The sequence below is a fragment of the Saccharospirillum sp. genome (genome assembly GCF_040881935.1).
GTDB lineage: Bacteria > Pseudomonadota > Gammaproteobacteria > Pseudomonadales > Natronospirillaceae > Saccharospirillum.
In genome coordinates, this window is record NZ_JBBECH010000020.1 from 35,074 (window position 1) to 56,576 (window position 21,503).

The window sequence follows — 21,503 nt, forward strand, 5'->3', positions numbered from 1 at the left end:
GGGTCAGGTCTATGCCTGCTCCGCCTTATCCATGCCTGCAAACCATGATCCGTGACGATCCGAGACCAAAGGGTTATACAATGAGTACGATTCCAGCCGATTTGAAATATGCCGCCTCCCACGAATGGGTCCGTGATGAAGGTGACGATGTCATTACCATTGGCGTGTCTGATTTTGCCCAGAAGCAATTGGGTGATGTAGTCTTCGTTGAAGTACCGGAAGTGGGCACCGAGATCGTTGCTGGTGACCCGGTTGCGGTGGTTGAATCGGTTAAGGCAGCTTCAGATATCTACACACCGGTTACCGGAACGGTCGTTGCGGTCAATGAATCGTTGGAAGACGCCCCAGAGCAAGTTAATGAAGACCCTTATGAAAATGGCTGGTTCTTTAAAGTAAAAATGCAGGACCCGGGTGAACTGAAAGACTTGATGGATGCTGAGTCCTACCAGGATCAGTGCGCCGAAGACTGATTCGTCTGCGGCATTGCCTGCCGCGCCAAAGACTCCGTACCAGGGCTGGCCCGTCTGAGGGCTCGGCCTATTCTGCCCTAATGGACTGAGAGCGAGCACCATGACCGCACCCTTTTCCCTTGATGATCTGGAAAATACCGACGAATTCATTCGCCGCCACATCGGCCCCGGCCAGGAAGAGCAGTCGGCTATGCTGGCGTCGATTGGCGCAGAGAGTCTGGATCACCTGACAGAACAGATTGTGCCCGGTGCCATTCGGCTAACATCGGATCTGAACATTGAACGCGCTACCAGTGAACAGGATGCCCTCGCCTACCTACACGCCATGGCACGCCAGAACCGGGTGTTTAAAAGTTATATTGGCCTGGGCTATCACGACACACTAACGCCCAACGTCATTGCCCGTAACGTGCTCGAAAACCCGGGATGGTACACGGCCTATACGCCCTATCAGCCAGAAATCGCCCAGGGCCGGCTGGAAGCGCTGATCAACTATCAGCAAACCATCAGTGACCTGACCGGCATGCCTCTGGCCAATGCCTCACTGCTGGACGAAGCCACGGCGGCGGCCGAAGCCATGGCGATGGCACATCGCTGTTTGCGCAAGGCGCCTGGCTCTGTCTTTTTTGTCGATGAGAATGTATTGCCACAAACCCTGGCCGTGGTTAAAACCCGCGCCCGTTACATGGGCTTTGAGGTCATGACCGGGCCGATGGAACAAGCGGCTGACCACCCGGTATTCGCGGCCTTGCTGCAATACCCCGGGGCCAATGGCGAAATCCGCGATCCGGCACCGGTGATTGAGGCGTTGCATGCCCGTGGTGCGCTGGCGGTGGTGGCAACCGATTTGATGGCCTTGCTGGTGCTGAAATCGCCCGGTGAGATGCAGGCAGATATTGTGCTCGGCAATTCGCAGCGATTTGGCGTTCCGCTTGGCTACGGCGGCCCCCATGCGGCGTTCTTTGCCACCCGCGATGAATTCAAACGCAACATTCCCGGCCGGCTGATCGGCGTCTCGAAAGACACCCGTGGCAAGCCTGCGCTGCGCATGGCGTTGCAGACGCGGGAACAACACATTCGCCGCGAAAAGGCTAACTCGAACATCTGTACGGCTCAGGTATTGCTGGCCAATATGGCCGGGTTTTACGCGGTCTACCATGGCCCCACTGGCCTGAAACGCATTGCCCAGCGCATTCACCGGCTGACCGGAATTCTGGCCGAAGGCCTGGAAGCCAAGGGCATTCACATTGTTAATAGCCACTTTTTCGACACCCTGACCATTGACCCCCAGGGCAACCGGGAGCTGATTCTGGAGCGGGCCGCAGACAAGCAGATTAACTTACGCGAGGACGCGGCCGGCACCCTGGGCATCAGCCTGCATGAGTGCGTAAGCCGGGAAGATGTTGAAGACCTGTTTGATGTGCTGATGGGCGACCATGATTTCAATGTGGCCGAGATCGATGCTCAGATCACCGAGCATGGCACGACGTTTCTGCCCGAAACGCTGGAACGGGACTCGAATTATTTGACTCACCCGGTGTTTAACAGCCATCACAGTGAAACGGCGATGCTGCGTTACCTGAAGCGACTGGAAAACCGGGATCTGACGCTGACCCACAGCATGATTTCGCTCGGCTCTTGCACCATGAAATTGAACGCTACGGCGGAGATGATCCCGGTTTCCTGGCCGGAATTCGCGCGCATTCACCCCTTCGCCCCCCGCGCTCAGACCAAGGGTTATCGGGTTCTGCTGGAAGAGCTGGATACGATGCTGCGAGCGATTACCGGTTTCGATGCGGTCAGCATGCAGCCCAATTCGGGTGCCCAGGGTGAATACGCGGGTTTGCTGGCGATTCGTCGCTATCAGGAAGCCCAGGGGCAGGCACATCGGCATATTTGCCTGATTCCACAATCGGCCCACGGTACCAACCCGGCCTCGGCCCAGATGATGGGCATGACGGTGGTCGTCGTTAAAACCGATGACGCGGGCAATGTGGATGCGGCGGACCTGGAGCAGAAAATCGCGGCGACGGGCGATGATTTAAGCTGTCTGATGATCACCTACCCTTCTACTCACGGTGTTTATGAGGAAGGCGTTAAGGCGTTATGCGATGTGGTCCACACGGCTGGGGGCCAGGTCTATATGGACGGTGCCAATCTGAATGCTCAGGTGGGGGTAACCCGACCGGCGGACATTGGCGCAGACGTCGCTCACCTGAACTTGCACAAGACTTTTGCTATTCCGCACGGCGGCGGTGGCCCGGGCATGGGGCCAATTGGTGTTAAATCTCACCTTGCGGAGTATTTGCCCGGTCACAGTGTGATGGCGACAGCGACGGGTCTGTCCTCTGAAGGCGCGGTCTCTGCGGCCCCCTTTGGCAGCAGTTCCATTCTGCCAATTTCGTGGATGTACGTTCGCATGCTGGGCGCCCAGGGTCTGCGCACGGCAACTCAGGTGGCCCTGCTCAATGCGAATTATCTCGCCCAGCAACTGAAACCGCACTATCCCATTCTGTACACCGGGCGCAATGATCGTGTCGCCCACGAGTGCATTCTGGATCTGCGGCCGCTGAAGGCGGCCACTGGCATTACTGAGGTGGATATTGCCAAGCGGTTGATGGATTTCGGTTTTCATGCTCCCACTATGAGTTTTCCGGTGCCGGGTACTTTTATGGTTGAACCGACAGAAAGCGAAAGCAAAGCCGAACTCGACCGCTTCGTCGACGCCATGGTCTGCATTCGTGCGGAAATCGATGCGGTTAGCTCGGGCGAGTGGCCCGCAGACAACAACCCCTTGGTCAATGCGCCCCACACCCAATCCGATCTGATCGGCACCTGGGAGCGCCCCTACAGCCGGGAAACTGCTGTGTTCCCAAGACCCTGGGTCAACCAGGCCAAATACTGGCCCAGCGTAAACCGGGTCGACGACGTCTGGGGCGATCGCAATTTGTTCTGCTCCTGCCCTAGTCTTGAGAGCTATATTTAAGGCTGGTGGTTGTTCCCGTTGCATTGAGTCTGTGCCGGGAGCTCGTTCAGGCCACCGGGTGAGCCTGTCCGGGGTCGGCGTGAACCCATCCATGGGGCCTAGACTGCAGCATCCATGCTGCAGACTACCCCGGACAGGCTCACCCGGCGGCCATCACTAAGTCAGTGGTTACAGTGACACCTACTTTCCTGAAAAGCCGAACCTATAACCAGACTCAGCTTATGGAAAAATTATAAACACGGAGCATTTATGGAAATTATTCTCAGCATCATGGCTTCAGACCGTCCCGGCATTGTTGAGCAAGTCGCCTCTGCAGTGGCTGATGCTGGTGGTAACTGGCAGGAAAGCCGGTTGTCGACCATGGCTGGTCGCTTTGCCGGTATTGTCCGGGTTAATCTCGATGCCAGTCAGTTGGAGTCTTTGCGTGCCAGCACTCAGGCGCTGAGCAGCAAAGGCTTGTCGATTCAGATTGAAGTGGGCGATAGCGAAGATACAACCCTGCACCTGCACCGTATCGCTGTGGTCGGCAATGACCGTACTGGCATCGTCGCGGAAGTCACCCGCAAGCTGGCGGCAATGAACATAAACCTCGTGGATGTGCATACCGATGTCGTACCGGCATCGATGAGCGGCGGCGTGTTGTTTCGGGCCGAACTGGAATTGGGGTTAACCGATGACCAGAGCCTCGATAGCGTGATTCAGGGTTTGGAGGATCTGTCGGCTGACCTGATGATCGACATATTAGCTGACGATTAGAAATCGGCGAATGCCGTTTTTTTGGTTCTAAACAGTAAAAAAGCGACCCGAGGGTCGCTTTTTTTATATCTACTACCTAAGCACTTAGCCGCGTGGTTCGCTGGCTAACCCTTTGAACAGGGAGATACAGCCGAACAGCAGTACCAGAGTGAATGGCAAGCCGGTCGAGACGGCCATGGCCTGCAAGGCCACCAGACCGCCGCCCAGAATCAGAGCGATGGCTACCAGGCCTTCAAAGGTTGCCCAGAACACCCGCTGGGGCGTTGGCGCATTGACTTTGCCCCCGGCGGTAATGGTATCGATCACCAGTGAACCGGAGTCGGATGAGGTCACGAAGAAGACGATGACCAGCACGATCGCGATGAACGAGGTGATCTGTGCAAATGGCAACACATCCAACATGGCGAACAATTGCAGTTCGAGGTTGGAGTTGGCGACCACTTCGTAGCCGTCGTTTACGTATTGGCTGATGGCGGTGCCACCAAAGGCTGTCATCCACAGAACACAGGCCGCTGACGGAATCAGCAGTACCGAGACCATGAATTCACGGACGGTACGGCCGCGTGATACGCGTGCGATGAACATGCCGACGAAAGGCGACCAGGAAATCCACCAGGCCCAATAAAAGGCTGTCCAGCCTTGTCTGAAGTTGTCGTCTTCACGGCCGAAGGGCATGGACAGGGCCGGAATGTTTTGGACGTAGCCCCAGAGGTTACTGACGAAGCCTGTCAGAATCGCCAGGGTTGGACCGACCAGAATGACGAACAGCAACAGTAAAATAGCCAGGCTCATATTGATCTCGGACAACCGCTTCACGCCAGCATCCAGTCCCGCCACAACAGAGACCAGGGCAATGGCGGTAATGCCTATCACCAACAAGACCTCGGTGGTTGCTCCCATGGGTACGCCAAATAGGTAATTCAGACCAGCACTTGCTTGAGAGGCCCCGATACCGAGTGACGTGGCCAGACCAAACAGCGTCGAAAAGACTGCCAGGATGTCGATAACATGACCCGGCCAGCCCCAGACCCGCTCGCCCAGCAGTGGGTAAAAGATGGAACGTACGGTCAGCGGCAGGCCTTTGTTAAAGGAAAACAATGCCAGCGCCAAGGCCAGTACGGCATAAATCGCCCAGGGGTGCAGACCCCAGTGGTAGATGGTGGCGGCCATACCCAGACGCTCAGCCGCGACGACATCGCCTGCTGCAGCGCCTAGAGGGGCCCAGTCGGTGCGCACGCCGCCTTCTGAGGCTATACCGCCCAGTGATGTGCTGAAGTGCGACATGGGTTCAGAGACGCCATAGAACATCAGGCCAATGCCCATGCCTGCGGCGAACAGCATCGAAAACCAGCCTGCGTAGGAATAGTCAGGCGTGGCATCGGTACCACCAATTCGGACCTTGCCCATGGGCGAGACGATTAGAAACAGGCAGACCAGTACAAAAATGTTGCCTGAAATCAGGAAGAACCAGTCGAGGTTACCGGTTAACCAGTTACGTAACTCGGAAAACCAGGGTCCAAGGCTGTTCTGAAAGGCCAGCGTCAACAATACAAACGCGACAATGGCCAGGCCGGAGATCATGAAAACACGGTTATGAATATCCAGGCCGAAAGGCCCGATGTTCATTTTTATGTTGTCCTGACCGACCTGGTAGTCGGTGTCGATGGCATCTACTCGCCCATCAGGCGGTATCATGTCGGTATTTTCGGTCATAAAGGTTCCCTACTGTCAGAATGGGATCGGAGAGTTTAGGCAAACGGTGGCGCTGGTATCATACTCGAACGTTTTAACCACTGTTTGCATACAGCAAAAGCAGCGACTATCGACTGCTCTGCCCGCTATTGATGGTTACTGAGGGCCGAGCTAAACAACGGTTGTTTGTCGCTGACAGGTCGCTTTGGAGAGTGAAAATCTCTCATCAACGTTTCTTTCACTAAACTAACGCACTGACACGCCCCATACAACCCATTGACAGTCACTCTACTCACAAAGAGTTACCATGAACGGTTATGCGAGATTCACTCAATGTTAGAACCAGCGTTCAAAAAAAAAGCGCCTGAAGGCGCTGTTTTTTGATCAAATAGCGACATTTCAACGGTCAGTCAGTGGTTATGGCTTCACTTCCATTCGCCGACACCGCCTGCCCAAACTGCAATTCCGCCAAACGCCGGTACAGAGGCGATTGAGTCAGTAACTGGTTGTGGGTACCTTCGGCAACAATACGCCCCTGATCCATTACCACGATGCGGTCGGCACCCTGAACCGTGGCAAGGCGATGAGCGATGATCAGCGTTGTTCGCTGTTTCATCAGTTTGTCCAATGCCTGCTGAACCTGATATTCACTTTCAGCATCCAGAGCGCTGGTCGCTTCGTCGAGTAACAACAGATCCGGGTCCTTGAGGATGGCACGGGCAATCACCAGGCGTTGTTTCTGCCCGCCGCTGAGCCGCACCCCAGCTTCGCCTAGGTCACTGGCGAAGCCTTGAGGCAATGCTTCAATAAAGGTCATGGCATTGGCCGCTTCGGCCGCAGCCAGTACGTCAGCATCGGATGCATCGGGTCGACCATAACGAACGTTGTGCCAGACGTCATTGCTGAATAGAACCGGTTGCTGTGGCACCAGACCAATGTGCTGGCGCAATTTGGGCAGCGGCAGCTCACGGACATCTTGCCCGAGTAGGCTGACCGAACCCTGTTGAGGGTCGTAAAAACGCAGCAGCAGCTCAAACAAGGTCGATTTACCAGCACCGCTCGGGCCTACTAACGCCACGGTTTCACCGCGTCTGACCGTGAGGTTCACATCAGTCAGGGCATTGGTTTCCGGTCGGCTTGGGTAGCTGAAGCTGACGTTATTCAGCGCCAGGTGATAGGGCGCTGCGTTGTCGAGCGGTTTGGACTCAGTTGGCGATATAATGATTGAGGGTTCAGCCAGCAATTCCATCAAACGCTCGGTTGCGCCTGCCGCCCGCTGAACTTCGCCGTACACTTCCGAAACACCGGCGACGCCAAAAGCCACCATCACCGCATAAAACACAAAGGCAGCCAGTTCACCGCCACTCATGGATCCGGTCATCACATCGTATCCGCCCACCCAGACCATGGCGGCGATGGCGGTAAACGCCAGCAATATAACCACGGCCATCAGAATACTGCGCTGGCGAATGCGTAGGCGGGCAACCTCCAGTGCGGCATCGACCTCAACCTGAAAAGCCGCCTTTTCGAACGGCTCGCGCGCATAGCTTTGCACGGTTTTGATCTGGCGAATAATTTCCCCGGCGTAACTGCCGACATCGGCGACGGTGTCCTGACTGCGCCGGCTGAGCTGGCGCACCTGCTTGCCCATGTACAACACCGGTATCAGCACAGCGGGAACCCCGAGCAGTACTACCAGAGATAACTTGAGATTGGTGATCAGCAACATCACCAGGCCGCCGGTGACTGTCAAAGCATTGCGCAGCGCAAACGACAGACTGGAGCCGATGATGGACTGCAGCAAGGTGGTATCTGTTGTTAGCCGCGACATGATGTCACCGCTGGCGTTCTCTTCGAAATAGCTTGGGTGCATGTGTACCAGATGGGCAAACACATCGGCGCGCAGATCCGCCGAGACCCGCTCACCCAGCCAGGTAACCAGATAGAAGCGGATAAAGGTGCCAAACGCCATGGCCACCACCAGCACCATAACAAAGCCCAGGGTTCGATTAAGCGCGCCCAGCGATTCTGCCAGAATGCCCTGGTCAATCACCAGGCGCACACCCTGCCCCAGGGCGAGCGTCAGGCCTGAGGTCAGGATAAGGGCGGCAGCAGCGCCCAGCATCAGGTGACGGTAGCGTTTTAAGTAGGGCCACAGCTGGGCCAGAAACCCAAAAGGTACTGCAGCCGCTACCCGGCCCGGAGCAGCTGGTGCAGAGGTTGTGGGGGTGGCCGTATTTGTGTCGGCTGCGGACTGAGGGTCACTGGCTGAACTCACGAGGCGTTTCTCCTGTTCGATTCCCGACAGGTCAGGTCAACCGGTGTCGAATGCAAGGGCGGCCCGGCAGATTATCGACGCCTTACGTCCGGCATTGCACAACCGGGCCATAGCCCAGGCACTGGCGATGATGCAAGAGCACCATGCCCGCATGGAAGATGACCTTTATGCGCTGGAAGAACCCGAGGTCTGAGACTGAACCGACAATTCGGGAGCCGTCTCGCACTGATTTGCCTGAAAATGGTCGGAAAGTTGGGGGTAGGTACCGATCAGGTGTTGCAATCGAGCCCGTGAGCCGGTAGTCAGCAGTCGGGTCTTTCCCTCGCCCAGTGCGGCGACTCCGGCCCTGCGGGCCACTTCACCGGCGATGGCCTCGCCGGTATCAATCAGCTGTACACCCGCACCCAGCAGGCGTTGTAGCCGGTCCTGTACCAGTGGGTAATGGGTACACCCCAGCACCACCCGATCAACCCCCGCCTCAGTCATAGCGGCAGTGCACCCGGCCAGAATGGTATCGATCGATCCCGTATCCGGCCCCTGCTCAATGGCATCGGCCAGGCCAGAACAGGGCTGATTAACAACTCGGGTATTGGGGTTAAAGCGGGATGCCAACTGCTGATACCGGCTGGATGCCAGCGTATTTTCTGTCGCGAGGATGCCAATGGCACCGCTGCGGGTGCCCAGGGCAGCCGGTTTGATACCGGGCTCGACACCGATGATGTCCACCGTCAGTCGATCCCGCAGAGCGTCGATGCAATGGGCAGTAGCGGTATTGCAGGCCACCACGAGAACGGTGCAGCCCTGTTCAATCAACCAGTCTGCAATTTGATCGCAACGCTGTTGCAGCAAATCACTGTCTTTGGCCCCGTAGGGCGCATACGCCTGGTCGGCAAGGTACAGCAGATTGGCCTGCGGCAGCCGCTGACGAATCCATTGCAATACCGTCAGACCGCCGATGCCCGAATCAAAAACCCCTATCACGATGCCGTTTGCCCCTGTGTGTACACAGGGCAAGCCTAAGGCCTGCCCTGCTCCTTGTAAACGGGATTACAGCAACTCCAATGCATCTTTGGGTGCCAGATACTCCAGCCCCTGGTCGTCAGCCACGCTTTTGTAGGTGACCTTGCCACGGCAGACGTTCAATCCGTTTAGCAGGTGGCTGTCATCCAGCATCGCCTGTTTGGCGCCTTTGTTGGCTAACGCCAGCGTGAACGGCAGCGTTGCATGGTTCAGCGCCATGGTGGATGTGCGGGCTACAGCGCCGGGCATGTTGGCGACGCAATAGTGCACCACGTCGTCAATCACATAGGTGGGTTCGGCGTGTGTGGTCGCTTTGGAGGTCTCGAAACACCCGCCCTGATCGATCGCGACATCGACCACAACAGCACCAGGCTTCATTCGCTTGATCATATCTGCGTTTACCAGTTTTGGGGCGGCTGCGCCGGGAATCAGCACCGCGCCGACAACCAAATCAGCTTCCAGAACATGCTGTTCTACACTCTCGCGGGTGGAGTAAACGGTGCGGATCTTATTGCCATACTGACGATCCAGCTCGCGCAGTGTGTCGATGCTTTTGTCGAGCACAGTTACATCTGCACCCAAGCCGACCGCCATGGCTATGGCATTCTGGCCAACCACACCACCGCCAATCACGGTTACCAGTGCCGGGGCCACTCCGGGTACGCCACCAAGCAGCAAACCACGACCACCCTGGGCTTTTTCCAGACAATGAGCACCCGCCTGAATCGACATGCGCCCGGCCACTTCGGACATAGGGGCCAACAGCGGTAACCGGCCTGCGTGATCGGTGACCGTTTCATAGGCGATGCACGTTGCACCCGAGGCGATCAAATCGTTGGTTTGCGGAACATCAGGCGCCAAATGCAAATAGGTGAAGAGGGTGTGGTGCGGCTTGATCATCTTGCGTTCGATGGCCTGAGGCTCCTTCACCTTGACGATCATCTCGGCCCAGTCGTACATCTCAGTGGCCGAGGGCAGTATCTGTGCGCCAGCCGTTTGGTATTCCTCGTTACTGAACCCGATGGACGCACCGGCCTGGGTTTCAACGGCCACTTCATGACCATTATGAACCAGTTCACGCACAGCGGTCGGGGTCAGGCCGACGCGATATTCGTGGTTTTTTATTTCTTTCGGGACTCCTACTCGCATTGTCTTCTCCTCTGCTTTCATTGTTGTTAAATTCAGAACGCTGGGGACCAACTCAGTATAGGAAAAAACATCTGCGTAGGTGGCACTGAAACAATAACCAATAACAGGAAATTATAGTGCAACAATAACCATTAACGATGAATAATCGGTTGGTATCAAGTGCCTACAGCGTTTTTACCTGCCTGCAGGCATTAGCATCCTATTCAGCCTCTACCCAGCCAGCCCCGCAACCGCCCTAATAATAAGTGCTGACGCAGCATTCGGTGATTTGCTGGCGTTGTTCCATAGCCTGACTCTCTAGACGGTGACCGGTGCGACGTCCCGAACCGATTGGCGCTCAATTAACCGGGGGGTAAATCGCAAAGGTGATGGCTCCAGCGGCCATGGCATCGTTATAAGTAAAGACAGCCGTGACACCCAGTTTTGCGGCTAACGGGATGGACTTGCCTGGTGGCTGCTCTCACAATACCGGGCTTAAAAACAATCAGGAGTCCCCTGTGTCTGGCACCCCCATCAATTCTGAAGAGATCATTGGCACCCTGAATGACGGCAGTGGCGTTAAGGCCTTCACGCTGCGTAATAAAAACGGCAGTGAGGCCCGGTTTTATAACCTGGGGGCTGCGTTCGTGGGTTTTCGGTTACCAGACATGACAGACGAGGAGAGCCTGGTACTAGGCTGCGACACCCTGGAGGCCTTTATCGCCCAGAACGCCAACTTTGGCGCAACTATTGGCCGTTACGCCAACCGCATCGGCCATGGTAAAACCCACATTAACGGCCAGGCGCTGGAACTGGAATGCAACAGCGGCGGGCACCATTTGCATGGCGGCTCTGACGGGTTTGGCCATCGTGTCTGGAACAGCCAGATCAACCTGGAAAAAGACGAACCCAATCTGGTATTCACCCTAACCTCACCAGACGGTGATGCCAACTACCCCGGCGAACTGACCATAACCCAGCGAATCCGGCTAACCGACGATGACGAAGTCATCATCGCCTACGAGGCGGCCACGACCAAAACCACTCTGGTGAATTTGACCAACCACGCTTACTTTAACCTGGCAGGTGCAGCGGCTGGTTCGCTGAAAGATCATGAATTTCGGGTTCACAGCGACACCGTTACCGGCATTGATGCCACCCTGCTACCGACAGGCGAGCTGGTTCCGGTTGAAAACACGGCACTGGATTTACGCGACTGGCGTCCAATCGACCAGGCGCTGGAAAGCCTCAATGACCCTAGCCTTGCTCGGGCAGGCAGCTACGATCACAACTATGTGTTTGGTACAGAAATGGAAAGGCCGCTAACGCTAATGGCTGAAGCTCGGCACGAACCAAGCGGTCGCTGGATGCGCTGCTCAAGCACCCTGCCCGGTCTGCAGTTCTACAGTGGCGGTTTTATGGGTGGTACGCCCAGAAATGAAACAGACATCTATCAACGTCATGGGGCCTTCTGCATGGAACCGGGCGCCTGGCCGGATTCACCCAATCACGATCACTTCCCCGACTGCACCCTAACCCCGGAGCAGACCTACCGGGCCACCCTGGTGTTTGGGTTCGGGCAGAAATCTTGACTACAGGTTAGCGGTCCGCTGGGCTTCACGTTCGGCCGCTTTTTGAGCCCGGCGCTGTTCGATGCTTTCTTTGGCATCAGCGCCAATGTGGGCTTCACCACGCTTTTTGGCTAGCTGCACCTGACGCTCGCGTTCAATAAAGCGCTGACGACGGTCTTCGGTCACGTTATCGTAGCAGTGCGGGCAGCTGACACCCGGCTCGTAATGGGCGTGGGATTTTTCGGTATCGGAAATCGGCATCCGGCAAGCGTGGCACTGGTCGTATCGGCCCGGTTCGAGACCATGCTTTACCGTGACCCGGTTGTCGAACACAAAACACTCGCCCTGCCACTTGGATTCGGCCTCAGGAACCTGTTCCAGGTATTTGAGAATGCCGCCTTCGAGATGATACACCTCATTGAAGCCTTGCTCTTTCAGGTAAGCCGTGGACTTTTCACAGCGAATGCCGCCGGTACAAAACATGGCCACTTTTTTATGTTTGGCCGGGTCGAGATTCTGTTTTACGTAGTCAGGGAATTCACGAAAGGTCTGAGTATGCGGATTCAGCGCATTCTCGAAGGTGCCGATGGCCACTTCGTATGCGTTGCGGGTGTCGACCAGTACCACATCCGGATCTGAAATCAGTGCATTCCAGTCTTCCGGTTTCACGTAGGTACCCGCGACGTTCAACGGATCGATGCCTTCGACACCCATGGTGACGATTTCTTTCTTAAGCTTAACCTTAGTGCGATAGAACGGCATCTCATCGCAAAAAGACTCTTTGTGACTGAGATTGGCGAACGGGCCCTGGCTCTTGATCCAGCCCAGCAGTTGCTCGATGGCTTCAGGGCGGCCTGCGACGGTACCGTTAATACCCTCGGAGGCAAGTAACAGGGTGCCGCGTATGCCCTCAGCTTCCATGAAATCAAGCAGCGGTTGGCGGTAGTCGGCATAATTATTCAGGCGAACGAAGTGATACATTGCAGAAACCGCAACGGTTTCTGCTACAGTTATATCAGTCATGAAATTTCCTATAGCGGGCTGGATCGCAAATCCAGAGCCATGGGTTAATGGAGTTGCGAAGTTTAAGTGACCCGGGCATTGATTTCCACAGTTGTTCACCCCGTTACAGCGTTCAAATTGACGTTCTGACCCGTTAAACTGCTCTATTGAGATTCAAGAAAGAGCGGTTTAGATTCGATACTTCCATCTGTTCACGTTGAGGATATTCACATGAAAAAAGTACTGATCGTTACCGCACTCACTGCGGCCACTCTTGCCAGCACCGCCTATGCCGGAGGTCGCGGAGGCGCTGAGTTGGGCCTGGCATCCTACGGCGGAGGCGTTGGTTTTATCGGCGCTATCGGCTTTCCCATTAACGTACCTTCATTGCAAAACAATGGTCTGAACACTTACGGCGAAATTGAACTGGGTGTTGGTTTTGACGACGATGTTTCCATCGGTGGGGATCTGTCGGTGGGTTTGCTGTTTCCGCTCGACACCGGCCTGGATATGTACGCCAGCCTGGGCCCCGGCCTTGGCGCTGAGGGGAACGGGGATGCAGACTTTGGTCTGGCAGCCGAAGTCGGGCTTAATATCCTGATCAGCAACCGGGTCCTGTTCGTTGAAGGCGGTGCTCACCCCGGTAACGGTTACTTCACCGTCGGCATGCATTTCTAAGCCGAGTTTCGGAGATCTGGTCAAATAGGTGGCCTTGGCCCGCTCCGGCTATCGGGTGTGCCCCTGTGGGGTCGGCGTAGATCCGTCCATGGAGCCTAGACCGCAGGATATGAATCCCATCCGTGGGATTCATATCCGGGCTCGCTGCGCTCATGCTAAAACGCTCCTGGCGTTTTAGTCCCTGCTGCGGACTCCCCCACAGGGGCACACCCGGCACCCGCCGCTGGTCACTTCACGCTTGGTTAGGCCGGACCTTTTAGTGCAACTATTCCCTGCTTTTCCAGAAACGCCAGCACCTGCTCTAGGCTCGTCTCGGTACGATGCGGTGCAACGATATCTCCGGTAAATACGTGATTCGATTCCCCCTCCACACCGTCTATTCGAATACGTTCCTTCACCTCTGAGCCCCACTTCTCATACACCCGGTCGGTGTATTTGGCATTCACCACCCGATCATCCTCACTGTACAGAAAGAGCGAGGGTGTTTTTATAGATTCGAGATGGCTTTTGCGCACCGCAACCACTAACGCTTGCAGCTGGTGCAAGACGCGGGTCGGGTAGCTATGAGTCCAATATTTTCCGTTGAGTTCCCCTTCGGGTTCCCAACCGTATTCATTGCCTGCAAGCCAGCGCATCCAATAGCCGGACCAGGGCCAGCCAAAGAGCTTCGACGCCCAGTGCCGGGGCTGATAATTGGGTGCGAACAACACCAGAGCGGCCAGGGCATCCTGTGCCGATGGCTGTTGTGCCAGCCAGGTAGCCAGGGTGCCGCCGGTCGAGCAACTGATGACGATGACCCGCTCGCCCAAAGAACGGGCAATCTGCCAGGCCTCGGCAGTGTCTTTGAGCCAGTCGCCAGCCTGGGCCTTGCCCAGGCTTTCGCCGTCTAACCCGTGGCCAGTCAGGCGGGCGCCGTAATAATTGGCGCCAATGGCTTCGGCCACTCGCTCGGGAATGGGCGCCAGTTCTTGCCGGGTGGCCGAGAATCCATGCAAATAGAGGACAACCAGCGGGGTCTTGGCCGGTGCGGTGGGGTTGGCGAAGCGGACGTGTTTTTCCGCACCTTCTGTGACCGTACCCAGCGACCGCTCCGACTCGGCCAACCAGTCGGCGAGGCCGCCGAGTTCGACCGGCAATTCTTCTACTGCCCACTGCAACAAGACTCGTGGGCGCGGGCCCAATACAATCAATAGTACAATCAACAGCACAATCACCAGGCCCAGTACAATCCAGATCACGTGGAGGTGTCCTTAAATGTTTGAATGTTAGAGACTAGAATCGCTCAAGAGTATCACAGGAGTGGCTTATTAATAAATTCACTGCGCATCAGGTTTATCCATTTGCTCCCCTAGCGCAAGAATGAGACCGATCAGTTGGCTTTGTTCACTATCGGTCAATGGTCGCTTCATCATCTTACGCACCCAGTACACCCACTGGACCTGTTGTTTGCGCCCCAGGCCATCGAGCCAGTAGCTCAGATCGGAATGTTTGAGCATGACGGCATCGCGCCGGGCATGGTTGCGGCAGCGCAACTGGTACCAGATGCGCAAGCTCCGGCCCGCCAGTGCCAGTGCGAATTCAAGATTGGAGACCGGCCCCAATTGCCACTGCTCATAACCGGGCACCCGTGACAACACTTCAAAACTCAGCGGATCCCGACCGGCAAAGCCGCCAGCCAATCCGCCAAGCGTGCCGCCGACTACCGCGCCGAGTAACAGAGACGCGCCGCCTACCGCAGCATCGACCACCAGACCAGACGCGGCCCCGGCCGCACCGCTCAACGAAGCCAGCCGGGCACGCGACAAGCCCCAGGCACGCCACTCATGGGCATCGAGCAAGTCATCGGTCGCCAGTGACTGCCACTCGCCGGACCAGTCGAGGTTGCGATGTCCGTAATAGTCGGCGAGTGTTACCTGGAGTCGCTGTTCCCGGCGCTGTATCTCGCGATTGAACTGAGCCAGCCCCTGCGTCTTTAGTTGCTCTTTCGGCCCTGCCAGGGGCAGTTGCAGCCGGTGCTGTAGCACCTTTTGCAGATACAGAACCAGAGCTTCGGCACTGCGCTGATGACGTTGTTGACGCTGTTCGGATAACGCTTCGACACTGCGCACCAGACCATCGCGCCAGGGCGGGTGAATCTCGGCCATGCTGCGCAGTAATGCCAGATGATGCTCGAACGGTGCCTGCAACGGATTGAACGTCCGTACCAGTGAGAAATACTGCTGCAGGGCAACCTGCCATTCGGTCTCGTTCCCGGTTTGGCGAATCGGGTTCAGCAGCGCCAGGCGTGGCTGAGCGGTCCAGGAAAGCAGCGTCAGTTCGGCTTCAAAGGTGGCGTCGAAGCGCTGGCTGGTATCGACGACGTAGACGATACCAGCCCCGCTCAGCACGGGTGTCAGCAGGGTGCAATCGTCCGCGAATTTGGGGTCGTCGCGGTGCTCTGTCACAAAGCGACGCAGGGCGTCTGGCCGACCAGCGGCGCTCTGGCTGTGCTGTTCGCACCAGGTGATGATCTGGCGGGCACGCTGAAAGCCGGGTGTATCAATCAGTTCGTACAGAACGCTCTTATCGAGCATGAGTTGATATCGATGCGCATTCCGGGTGGTGCCACTAACAGGTGACACGGCAATGTGATCATCCTGGGTGAGCGTCGATACCAGGCTGGACTTGCCCTGATTGGGATGTCCGACCACCGCAAAGACCGGGACGGCCGCGACCGATGACGGGCTCTGGGTCATGATGGAGTCTCCCCACCCGAACGCTCTTCAAGCCAATATAACCGTACCGGTAATTCCTGGGCACTGGCAAAGCCCTGCCAGCTCTGGCGCTCAACATTTCTCCGTTCGGATCCCGGTTCCGCCGAACTGCACAACAGAACGTTAACCTCTTTATGGCTACCGGCACTGAGCGTGATCAGATCAGCCAGGTCTCCGGTGGGAACCGCATGGGCAGCCATCACCCAGACGGGCTCTTCCTGTTCGGTGTGCCGGTCGATCGTCGCTTCGTCTTCCGCCAGGCTGCCGCGACCCAGAATGACAGAGCCGGGCGGTAGCTTGCCGGGCATTGGATCCTGCCAGGCAAGCACCGGCACTGAAGGGGGCAATGCGCTGGTCTCCAGGTCAGTATCGTCAGCGGTGAAAGTACCGGGCTGTTCAGGTGTTAGCGACGTAAAATGCAGGGTTTGGGGACGCTGTTGTTCAAACTGCTGGTGCAGCTCCCGGTTCCAGCGCGGCCAATGGGCCAGGCGGCGATTCAATACCCTGCGGTTAATCAGCACAGCGACTGCAATCGGTACCAGCACCCACACCACCACAACCTGGGTCAGCCAGACTGCCCAATAGGCTGAATAATTCAGCAGTGCTGTTTCCCAGCCGGTGATACTACCCGCCTGGGAAGCGCTGATCGCCAGGGGTTCAGGCACTTGAAGAATACCCAGCGACAGCAACCCAAATAAATCGTCGACCCGCGCTGAGGCGGATTGCAATGAGGTACTCCAATAGAAAATCAGCTGTCGGGTCAGCAGCATTAGCCACAACCAGGCTAGGCCAGCCACCGCAAACAACGCCTGTGCCTTAAGGCTCTGTTCAGCGCACCAGGCAGCCAACACCGCATCGTCTTCGATACACAGCCAGTGGCGCCACCAGGGGCTGCGCTTGCGCCACCAGGCATTCAGCAGAGTCCAGATCAATACCAGCAAAGGCGTCAGCCAGAACACCAGCAGAAAAATCAGCATATGAATACCGCTGCCGTCTGGCCAGACCATCAGCCCACTGAGTGCCAGAATGCCATTGATGGCTCCCAGCCAACAAAGCCAGGAGAACCAACGTACCCTGGGCTCGGCTCGGAACTGGCTCGCACTGGCCAGAAACTCAAACCAGTTGTCAGTGGCCGGACTCGGGCTCGCGCCTGGCTCGGCCCGCAACCAGCGCAGCCCCCAATCAATGGCTTGCGCGGATGATGGTCGGAAGGAGGTTCGCGAAATAGTCATGGATTCCTATTAAGATCGACAAAAGCACCGGGGTATTGCAATCATAAACATCGTAATGGCCCGAGTTTAGCAAGGAGCCTTGCAGGCGTCGCCTGCCCATTGGCATGATTTTGGGCAATGAAAAAGTCGGTGACGTTTTCCTGATGTGGTCTCATCATTCAGGTTAAATAGTGAGTTTAGGCCACCCGATTACCACCTGCTTTTTTCAGAACCAAACCTTACACTGTTCGCTGACAGCCATAGACAAGGCCCACTGTATGAAATTCCTCCGTCTGGCCACCTATAACGTCGCCCTTAACCGCTCCCAAGCTGGGGAACTGGTTACCGACCTTCGCTCAAAACCCGGCGTTCAATTGTCGGCCTTAATGCAAGTCATGGCCGAGGTTGATGCGGATGTCTGGATCATCAATGAACTGGACTACGACCCTGACAACCAGGCGTTAACCGCGTTTCAGGCTCTGCTTCGAACAGCTGGAATGGATTTCCCCTATTGCTTTACCGCACCGGTGAACACGGGCCTACCTTCTGGCCGGGATCTGGTGAAACAGGACCGGAATAATCCGCAGAAAACGCCTTTTGGTTTCGGCGATTTCCCCGGTCAATATGGCATGGCCGTGTTGTCAGCCTTTCCGCTCAGAGCTGACCAATGCCGGACGTTTCAGTTATTTTTATGGCGGGATATGCCCGCTGCCCTGCTGCCCGTGAACCCGGATGGTTCGGCCTTTTATTCCCAAGAGGATCTGGCGGTAGTGCGTTTATCGAGTAAATCGCACTGGGATTTGCCAGTCGAATTACCGACTGGGGTGTGCCATCTACTGGTCAGCCACCCCACACCACCGGCCTTCGACGGCCCGGAGCGGCGCAATGTCTGCCGCAATCACGATGAGATTCGCTTCTGGGTTGATTACATCAACAATGAATCGTACATGAGTGATGATCGCGGATTGAGTGGCGGGCTAACACCCGGCCAAACCTTCATAGTCGCCGGCGATTTGAACGCCTCACTAACGGCTGGAGACAGCCAGCAAGAGGCCATCAAACGCCTGATTTCACACCCCAGAATTCAGCCTGTGCGGCCTCTGTCGGACAGAGACCATGATCTTACCGCTCGCTGGCGCCTAAGAGCCGACTATGTATTGCCGTCGACTAATCTGCAGGTTCTGGATACGGGTGTCTTTTGGCCGAAACCCGGAGCACCGCTCAGCCAGAGCGTAGATCGGGCATCCGATCACCGACCGGTCTGGCTGGATATTGATGCGGTTGCACTACCCTAAAAGAGTGTTGAAATTTAGCAAATACTGAGTGCCGGGTGCCCGGCACGGACTCCTGGCAGTAAACCGAACCTGTAGTTCAGACCCCTTAGGGCTTGCCGTGATGCTCGGACAGATACATCCAGGTGCTGAGCACTGAGTCCGGGTTCAGCGACACCGATTCAATGCCCTGATCCATCAACCATTCGGCGAAATCCGGATGGTCTGACGGGCCCTGGCCACAAATGCCGATGTATTTATTGGCTTTGCGACAGGCCTGAATGGCCATGCTGAGCAGGATCTTGATGGCATCGTTGCGCTCGTCGAACAGATGCGCGATGACCCCGGAATCCCGGTCAAGTCCCAGAGTTAGCTGAGTCAGGTCGTTGGAGCCGATAGAGAAGCCATCGAAGTATTCCAGGAACTGGTCGGCCAGCAACGCGTTGGACGGCAGTTCGCACATCATGATCAGTTTCAGATCATCCTTGCCGGATTCCAGGCCATTGTCGGCCAGCAATTCGACTACCTGACGCGCTTCATCCACGGTACGCACAAAGGGCACCATAAGTTGGACGTTGGTCAGCCCCATCTCATTGCGCACCTTTTTCATCGCCCGACATTCCAGCTCGAAACACTCGCGGAAGGAGTCGTCGATGTAGCGCGAGGCGCCACGAAAACCGATCATCGGGTTTTCTTCCTGGGGTTCGTACTGGGCACCGCCAACCAGATGAGCGTATTCGTTCGATTTAAAATCGGACAGGCGCACAATGACCGGCTTTGGGTAGAAAGCTGCGGCAATGGACGCCACCCCTTCAACGATTTTTTCCACGTAGAAATCGACCGGACTCGCGTATCCCGCCATGCGGTGATCAATGCTCTCACGCACTTCGACCGGCGCTTCGTTGTAATGCAACAGCGCCTTGGGGTGTACACCAATCATCCGGTTAATGATGAATTCCAGTCGGGCCAGACCGACGCCAGCATTGGGCAGGGATTGAAAATCGAAGGCGCGGTCCGGGTTACCAACGTTCATCATGATTTTGAACGGCAGATCGGGCATCGAGCTCAGATCGTTCTGTTCAACATTGAATTCCAGCAGACCCCGGTATACGCGGCCAGTATCGCCTTCGGCGCACGACACCGTGACTTCATCGCCGTTGACCAGCTTGTCAGTCGCATCACCACAGCCGACAACAGCCGGAATGCCCAGCTCACGGGCAATGATCGCCGCGTGACAGGTACGGCCGCCGCGATTGGTGACAATGGCCGAAGCCCGTTTCATGATCGGTTCCCAGTCCGGGTCGGTCATGTCGGTGACCAGTACGTCGCCGGTATGCACCTGATGCATCTGGCTCAGATCACTAATAACCTTGACCGGACCACAGCCAATGCGCTGGCCAATGGCGCGGCCATCAATCAGTAACTTGCCTTTTTCTTTCAGGGCATAGCGTTCAATCACCGTAGCCGAGCCACGGCTCTTCACGGTTTCCGGACGTGCCTGCACGATGTACAGTTTGCCATCTTCACCGTCGCGCGCCCACTCGATGTCCATCGGGCGTTTGTAGTGTTTTTCGATGATCATCGCCTGGTGCGCCAATTGCTCGACTTCGTCATCGCTCAGGGAAAACCGGGTCCGATCGGCCTCGGGCACCCCGACGGTCTCGACGGATTTACCGGTCTCGGCCGATGCGCCATAGACCATCTTGATCAGTTTGCTGCCCAGAGTGCGGCGCAGAATGCCGTGGTGGCCATCGGCGAGCGCGCGTTTGCTGACGTAGAACTCATCGGGGTTTACCGCGCCTTGAACCACGGTTTCGCCAAGGCCGTAAGCCGAGGTAATAAACACCACCTGATCAAACCCGGATTCGGTGTCCATGGTGAACATCACCCCGGCAGCACCGATATCGCTGCGCACCATGCGCTGAATGCCGGCAGACAAGGCAACATGAGCATGGTCGAACCCCTGGTGAACCCGATAGGCAATAGCGCGGTCGTTAAACAGCGAAGCAAAGACTTCCTTGATCGCCTGCAGCACTTCGTCGATGCCGTGGATGTTCAGAAAGGTTTCCTGCTGGCCGGCAAAGGAGGCATCGGGCAAGTCTTCGGCGGTGGCAGAGGAACGTACCGCTAATGAGCGACCCGGATCACCGTCGGTCAATATCTGATAAGCCGCCCGGACTTCCTGCTCCAACCGTTCCGGGAAAGGCGCCAGCATAACTTCGGAGCGAATCTCGCGGCCGACGTTCGCCAGCACCTCGACGTCATCGACATCCAGCGATGACAGCCGTGCGTCAATCCGTTCTTTCAGGCCTTCAAACGCGAGGAATTCACGATAGGCATCGGCTGTGGTCGCAAAACCACCCGGAACCGACACGCCCAGGGCGGACAGGTGGCTGATCATCTCGCCCAGGGAGGCATTCTTGCCTCCTACAGTGGGTACGTCATGAATACCCAGTTCAGTAAAGTCCTTAACGAATTCCATGCTGCTCTCCACGTGCTAGTCGGTAGGTATTTCTGCCCTGTTGCCGGACAGTGCATTCATTAAACCTCAGAAAGAGGGTTTTGTGCATTTATTCTGTGAATGATGATCATTACCCTGCAAAATGGCCAACACCGCCACTTTGCCGCTATAGTGTAAAACACTCTTCACAACCTGATCCAACCGTTCAGCCCCCGGTTGCAAGGAA

16 protein-coding genes are annotated in these 21,503 nt (G+C 56.5%); 7 read left to right on the forward strand and 9 right to left on the reverse strand.

Annotated features, from left to right (window positions below):
- The first annotated feature begins 80 nt into the window (after window positions 1–80).
- From gcvH to WEB54_RS02585, 3 genes are all read left to right on the forward strand, one after another.
- Window positions 81–470 carry a glycine cleavage system protein GcvH gene (gene gcvH, locus WEB54_RS02575; RefSeq protein ID WP_368053087.1) on the forward strand — a complete coding sequence of 130 codons (390 nt, stop codon included), beginning with the start codon at window positions 81–83 and terminating at the stop codon, window positions 468–470.
- Between the two features lie 100 nt (window positions 471–570).
- Window positions 571–3,456: an aminomethyl-transferring glycine dehydrogenase gene (gene gcvP / locus WEB54_RS02580; RefSeq protein WP_368053088.1), complete on the forward strand. Its 2,886-nt coding sequence runs from the start codon at window positions 571–573 to the stop codon at window positions 3,454–3,456.
- A gap of 249 nt (window positions 3,457–3,705) precedes the next feature.
- A complete protein-coding gene (locus tag WEB54_RS02585) occupies window positions 3,706–4,212 on the forward strand; it encodes a glycine cleavage system protein R (protein ID WP_368053089.1) in 507 nt (168 codons plus the stop codon).
- Window positions 4,213–4,296: 84 nt separating this feature from the next.
- Here WEB54_RS02585 and WEB54_RS02590 read toward each other — a convergent pair whose 3' ends face one another.
- Both WEB54_RS02590 and WEB54_RS02595 read right to left on the reverse strand, forming a co-directional pair.
- Window positions 4,297–5,925 carry a BCCT family transporter gene (locus tag WEB54_RS02590; RefSeq protein WP_368053090.1) on the reverse strand — a complete coding sequence of 543 codons (1,629 nt, stop codon included), beginning with the start codon at window positions 5,923–5,925 and terminating at the stop codon, window positions 4,297–4,299.
- A 385-nt stretch (window positions 5,926–6,310) separates the two neighbouring features.
- Entirely contained in the window at window positions 6,311–8,182 is a 1,872-nt protein-coding gene (locus WEB54_RS02595) for an ABC transporter transmembrane domain-containing protein (RefSeq protein ID WP_368053091.1), read from the reverse strand.
- 43 nt (window positions 8,183–8,225) lie between these two features.
- Here WEB54_RS02595 and WEB54_RS02600 point away from each other — a divergent pair, with 43 nt between their 5' ends.
- On the forward strand, window positions 8,226–8,375 hold the full coding sequence (locus WEB54_RS02600) for a hypothetical protein (protein WP_368053092.1): 150 nt from the start codon (window positions 8,226–8,228) through the stop codon (window positions 8,373–8,375).
- On the opposite strand, the gene murI is transcribed toward WEB54_RS02600, so the two are convergent.
- On the reverse strand, window positions 8,348–9,163 hold the full coding sequence (gene murI, locus WEB54_RS02605) for a glutamate racemase (RefSeq protein ID WP_368053093.1): 816 nt from the start codon (window positions 9,161–9,163) through the stop codon (window positions 8,348–8,350). The genes WEB54_RS02600 and murI overlap by 28 nt on opposite strands.
- Window positions 9,164–9,229: 66 nt before the next feature.
- Complete coding sequence (gene ald / locus WEB54_RS02610; RefSeq protein WP_368053094.1) at window positions 9,230–10,351, reverse strand: alanine dehydrogenase; 1,122 nt, start codon at window positions 10,349–10,351, stop codon at window positions 9,230–9,232.
- A gap of 497 nt (window positions 10,352–10,848) precedes the next feature.
- Here ald and WEB54_RS02615 point away from each other — a divergent pair, with 497 nt between their 5' ends.
- Complete coding sequence (locus tag WEB54_RS02615) at window positions 10,849–11,922, forward strand: aldose epimerase family protein (protein ID WP_368053095.1); 1,074 nt, start codon at window positions 10,849–10,851, stop codon at window positions 11,920–11,922.
- Here WEB54_RS02615 and WEB54_RS02620 read toward each other — a convergent pair whose 3' ends face one another.
- The gene (locus tag WEB54_RS02620; protein ID WP_368053096.1) at window positions 11,923–12,924 is read right to left on the reverse strand and encodes a rhodanese-related sulfurtransferase; all 1,002 of its coding nucleotides are present in this window, start codon (window positions 12,922–12,924) and stop codon (window positions 11,923–11,925) included.
- Between the two features lie 210 nt (window positions 12,925–13,134).
- Here WEB54_RS02620 and WEB54_RS02625 point away from each other — a divergent pair, with 210 nt between their 5' ends.
- The gene (locus WEB54_RS02625; protein ID WP_368053097.1) at window positions 13,135–13,581 is read left to right on the forward strand and encodes a hypothetical protein; all 447 of its coding nucleotides are present in this window, start codon (window positions 13,135–13,137) and stop codon (window positions 13,579–13,581) included.
- Between the two features lie 242 nt (window positions 13,582–13,823).
- On the opposite strand, the gene WEB54_RS02630 is transcribed toward WEB54_RS02625, so the two are convergent.
- The 3 genes from WEB54_RS02630 to WEB54_RS02640 form a co-directional block, all read right to left on the reverse strand.
- Entirely contained in the window at window positions 13,824–14,819 is a 996-nt protein-coding gene (locus tag WEB54_RS02630) for an alpha/beta hydrolase (protein WP_368053098.1), read from the reverse strand.
- Window positions 14,820–14,897: 78 nt separating this feature from the next.
- Window positions 14,898–16,316 carry a DUF3482 domain-containing protein gene (locus tag WEB54_RS02635; protein WP_368053099.1) on the reverse strand — a complete coding sequence of 473 codons (1,419 nt, stop codon included), beginning with the start codon at window positions 16,314–16,316 and terminating at the stop codon, window positions 14,898–14,900.
- Window positions 16,313–17,566, reverse strand: a complete 1,254-nt coding sequence (locus WEB54_RS02640; RefSeq protein WP_368053100.1) for a DUF2868 domain-containing protein — start codon at window positions 17,564–17,566, stop codon at window positions 16,313–16,315. Before WEB54_RS02640 ends, WEB54_RS02635 begins: the two co-directional genes overlap by 4 nt.
- A 257-nt stretch (window positions 17,567–17,823) precedes the next feature.
- On the opposite strand from WEB54_RS02640, the gene WEB54_RS02645 reads away from it, so the two are divergent.
- Complete coding sequence (locus WEB54_RS02645) at window positions 17,824–18,840, forward strand: endonuclease/exonuclease/phosphatase family protein (protein WP_368053101.1); 1,017 nt, start codon at window positions 17,824–17,826, stop codon at window positions 18,838–18,840.
- 85 nt (window positions 18,841–18,925) lie between these two features.
- Here the strand turns inward: WEB54_RS02645 and ppsA are convergent, their stop codons facing one another.
- The gene (gene ppsA / locus WEB54_RS02650) at window positions 18,926–21,298 is read right to left on the reverse strand and encodes a phosphoenolpyruvate synthase (protein ID WP_368053102.1); all 2,373 of its coding nucleotides are present in this window, start codon (window positions 21,296–21,298) and stop codon (window positions 18,926–18,928) included.
- Between the last annotated feature and the right edge of the window lie 205 nt (window positions 21,299–21,503).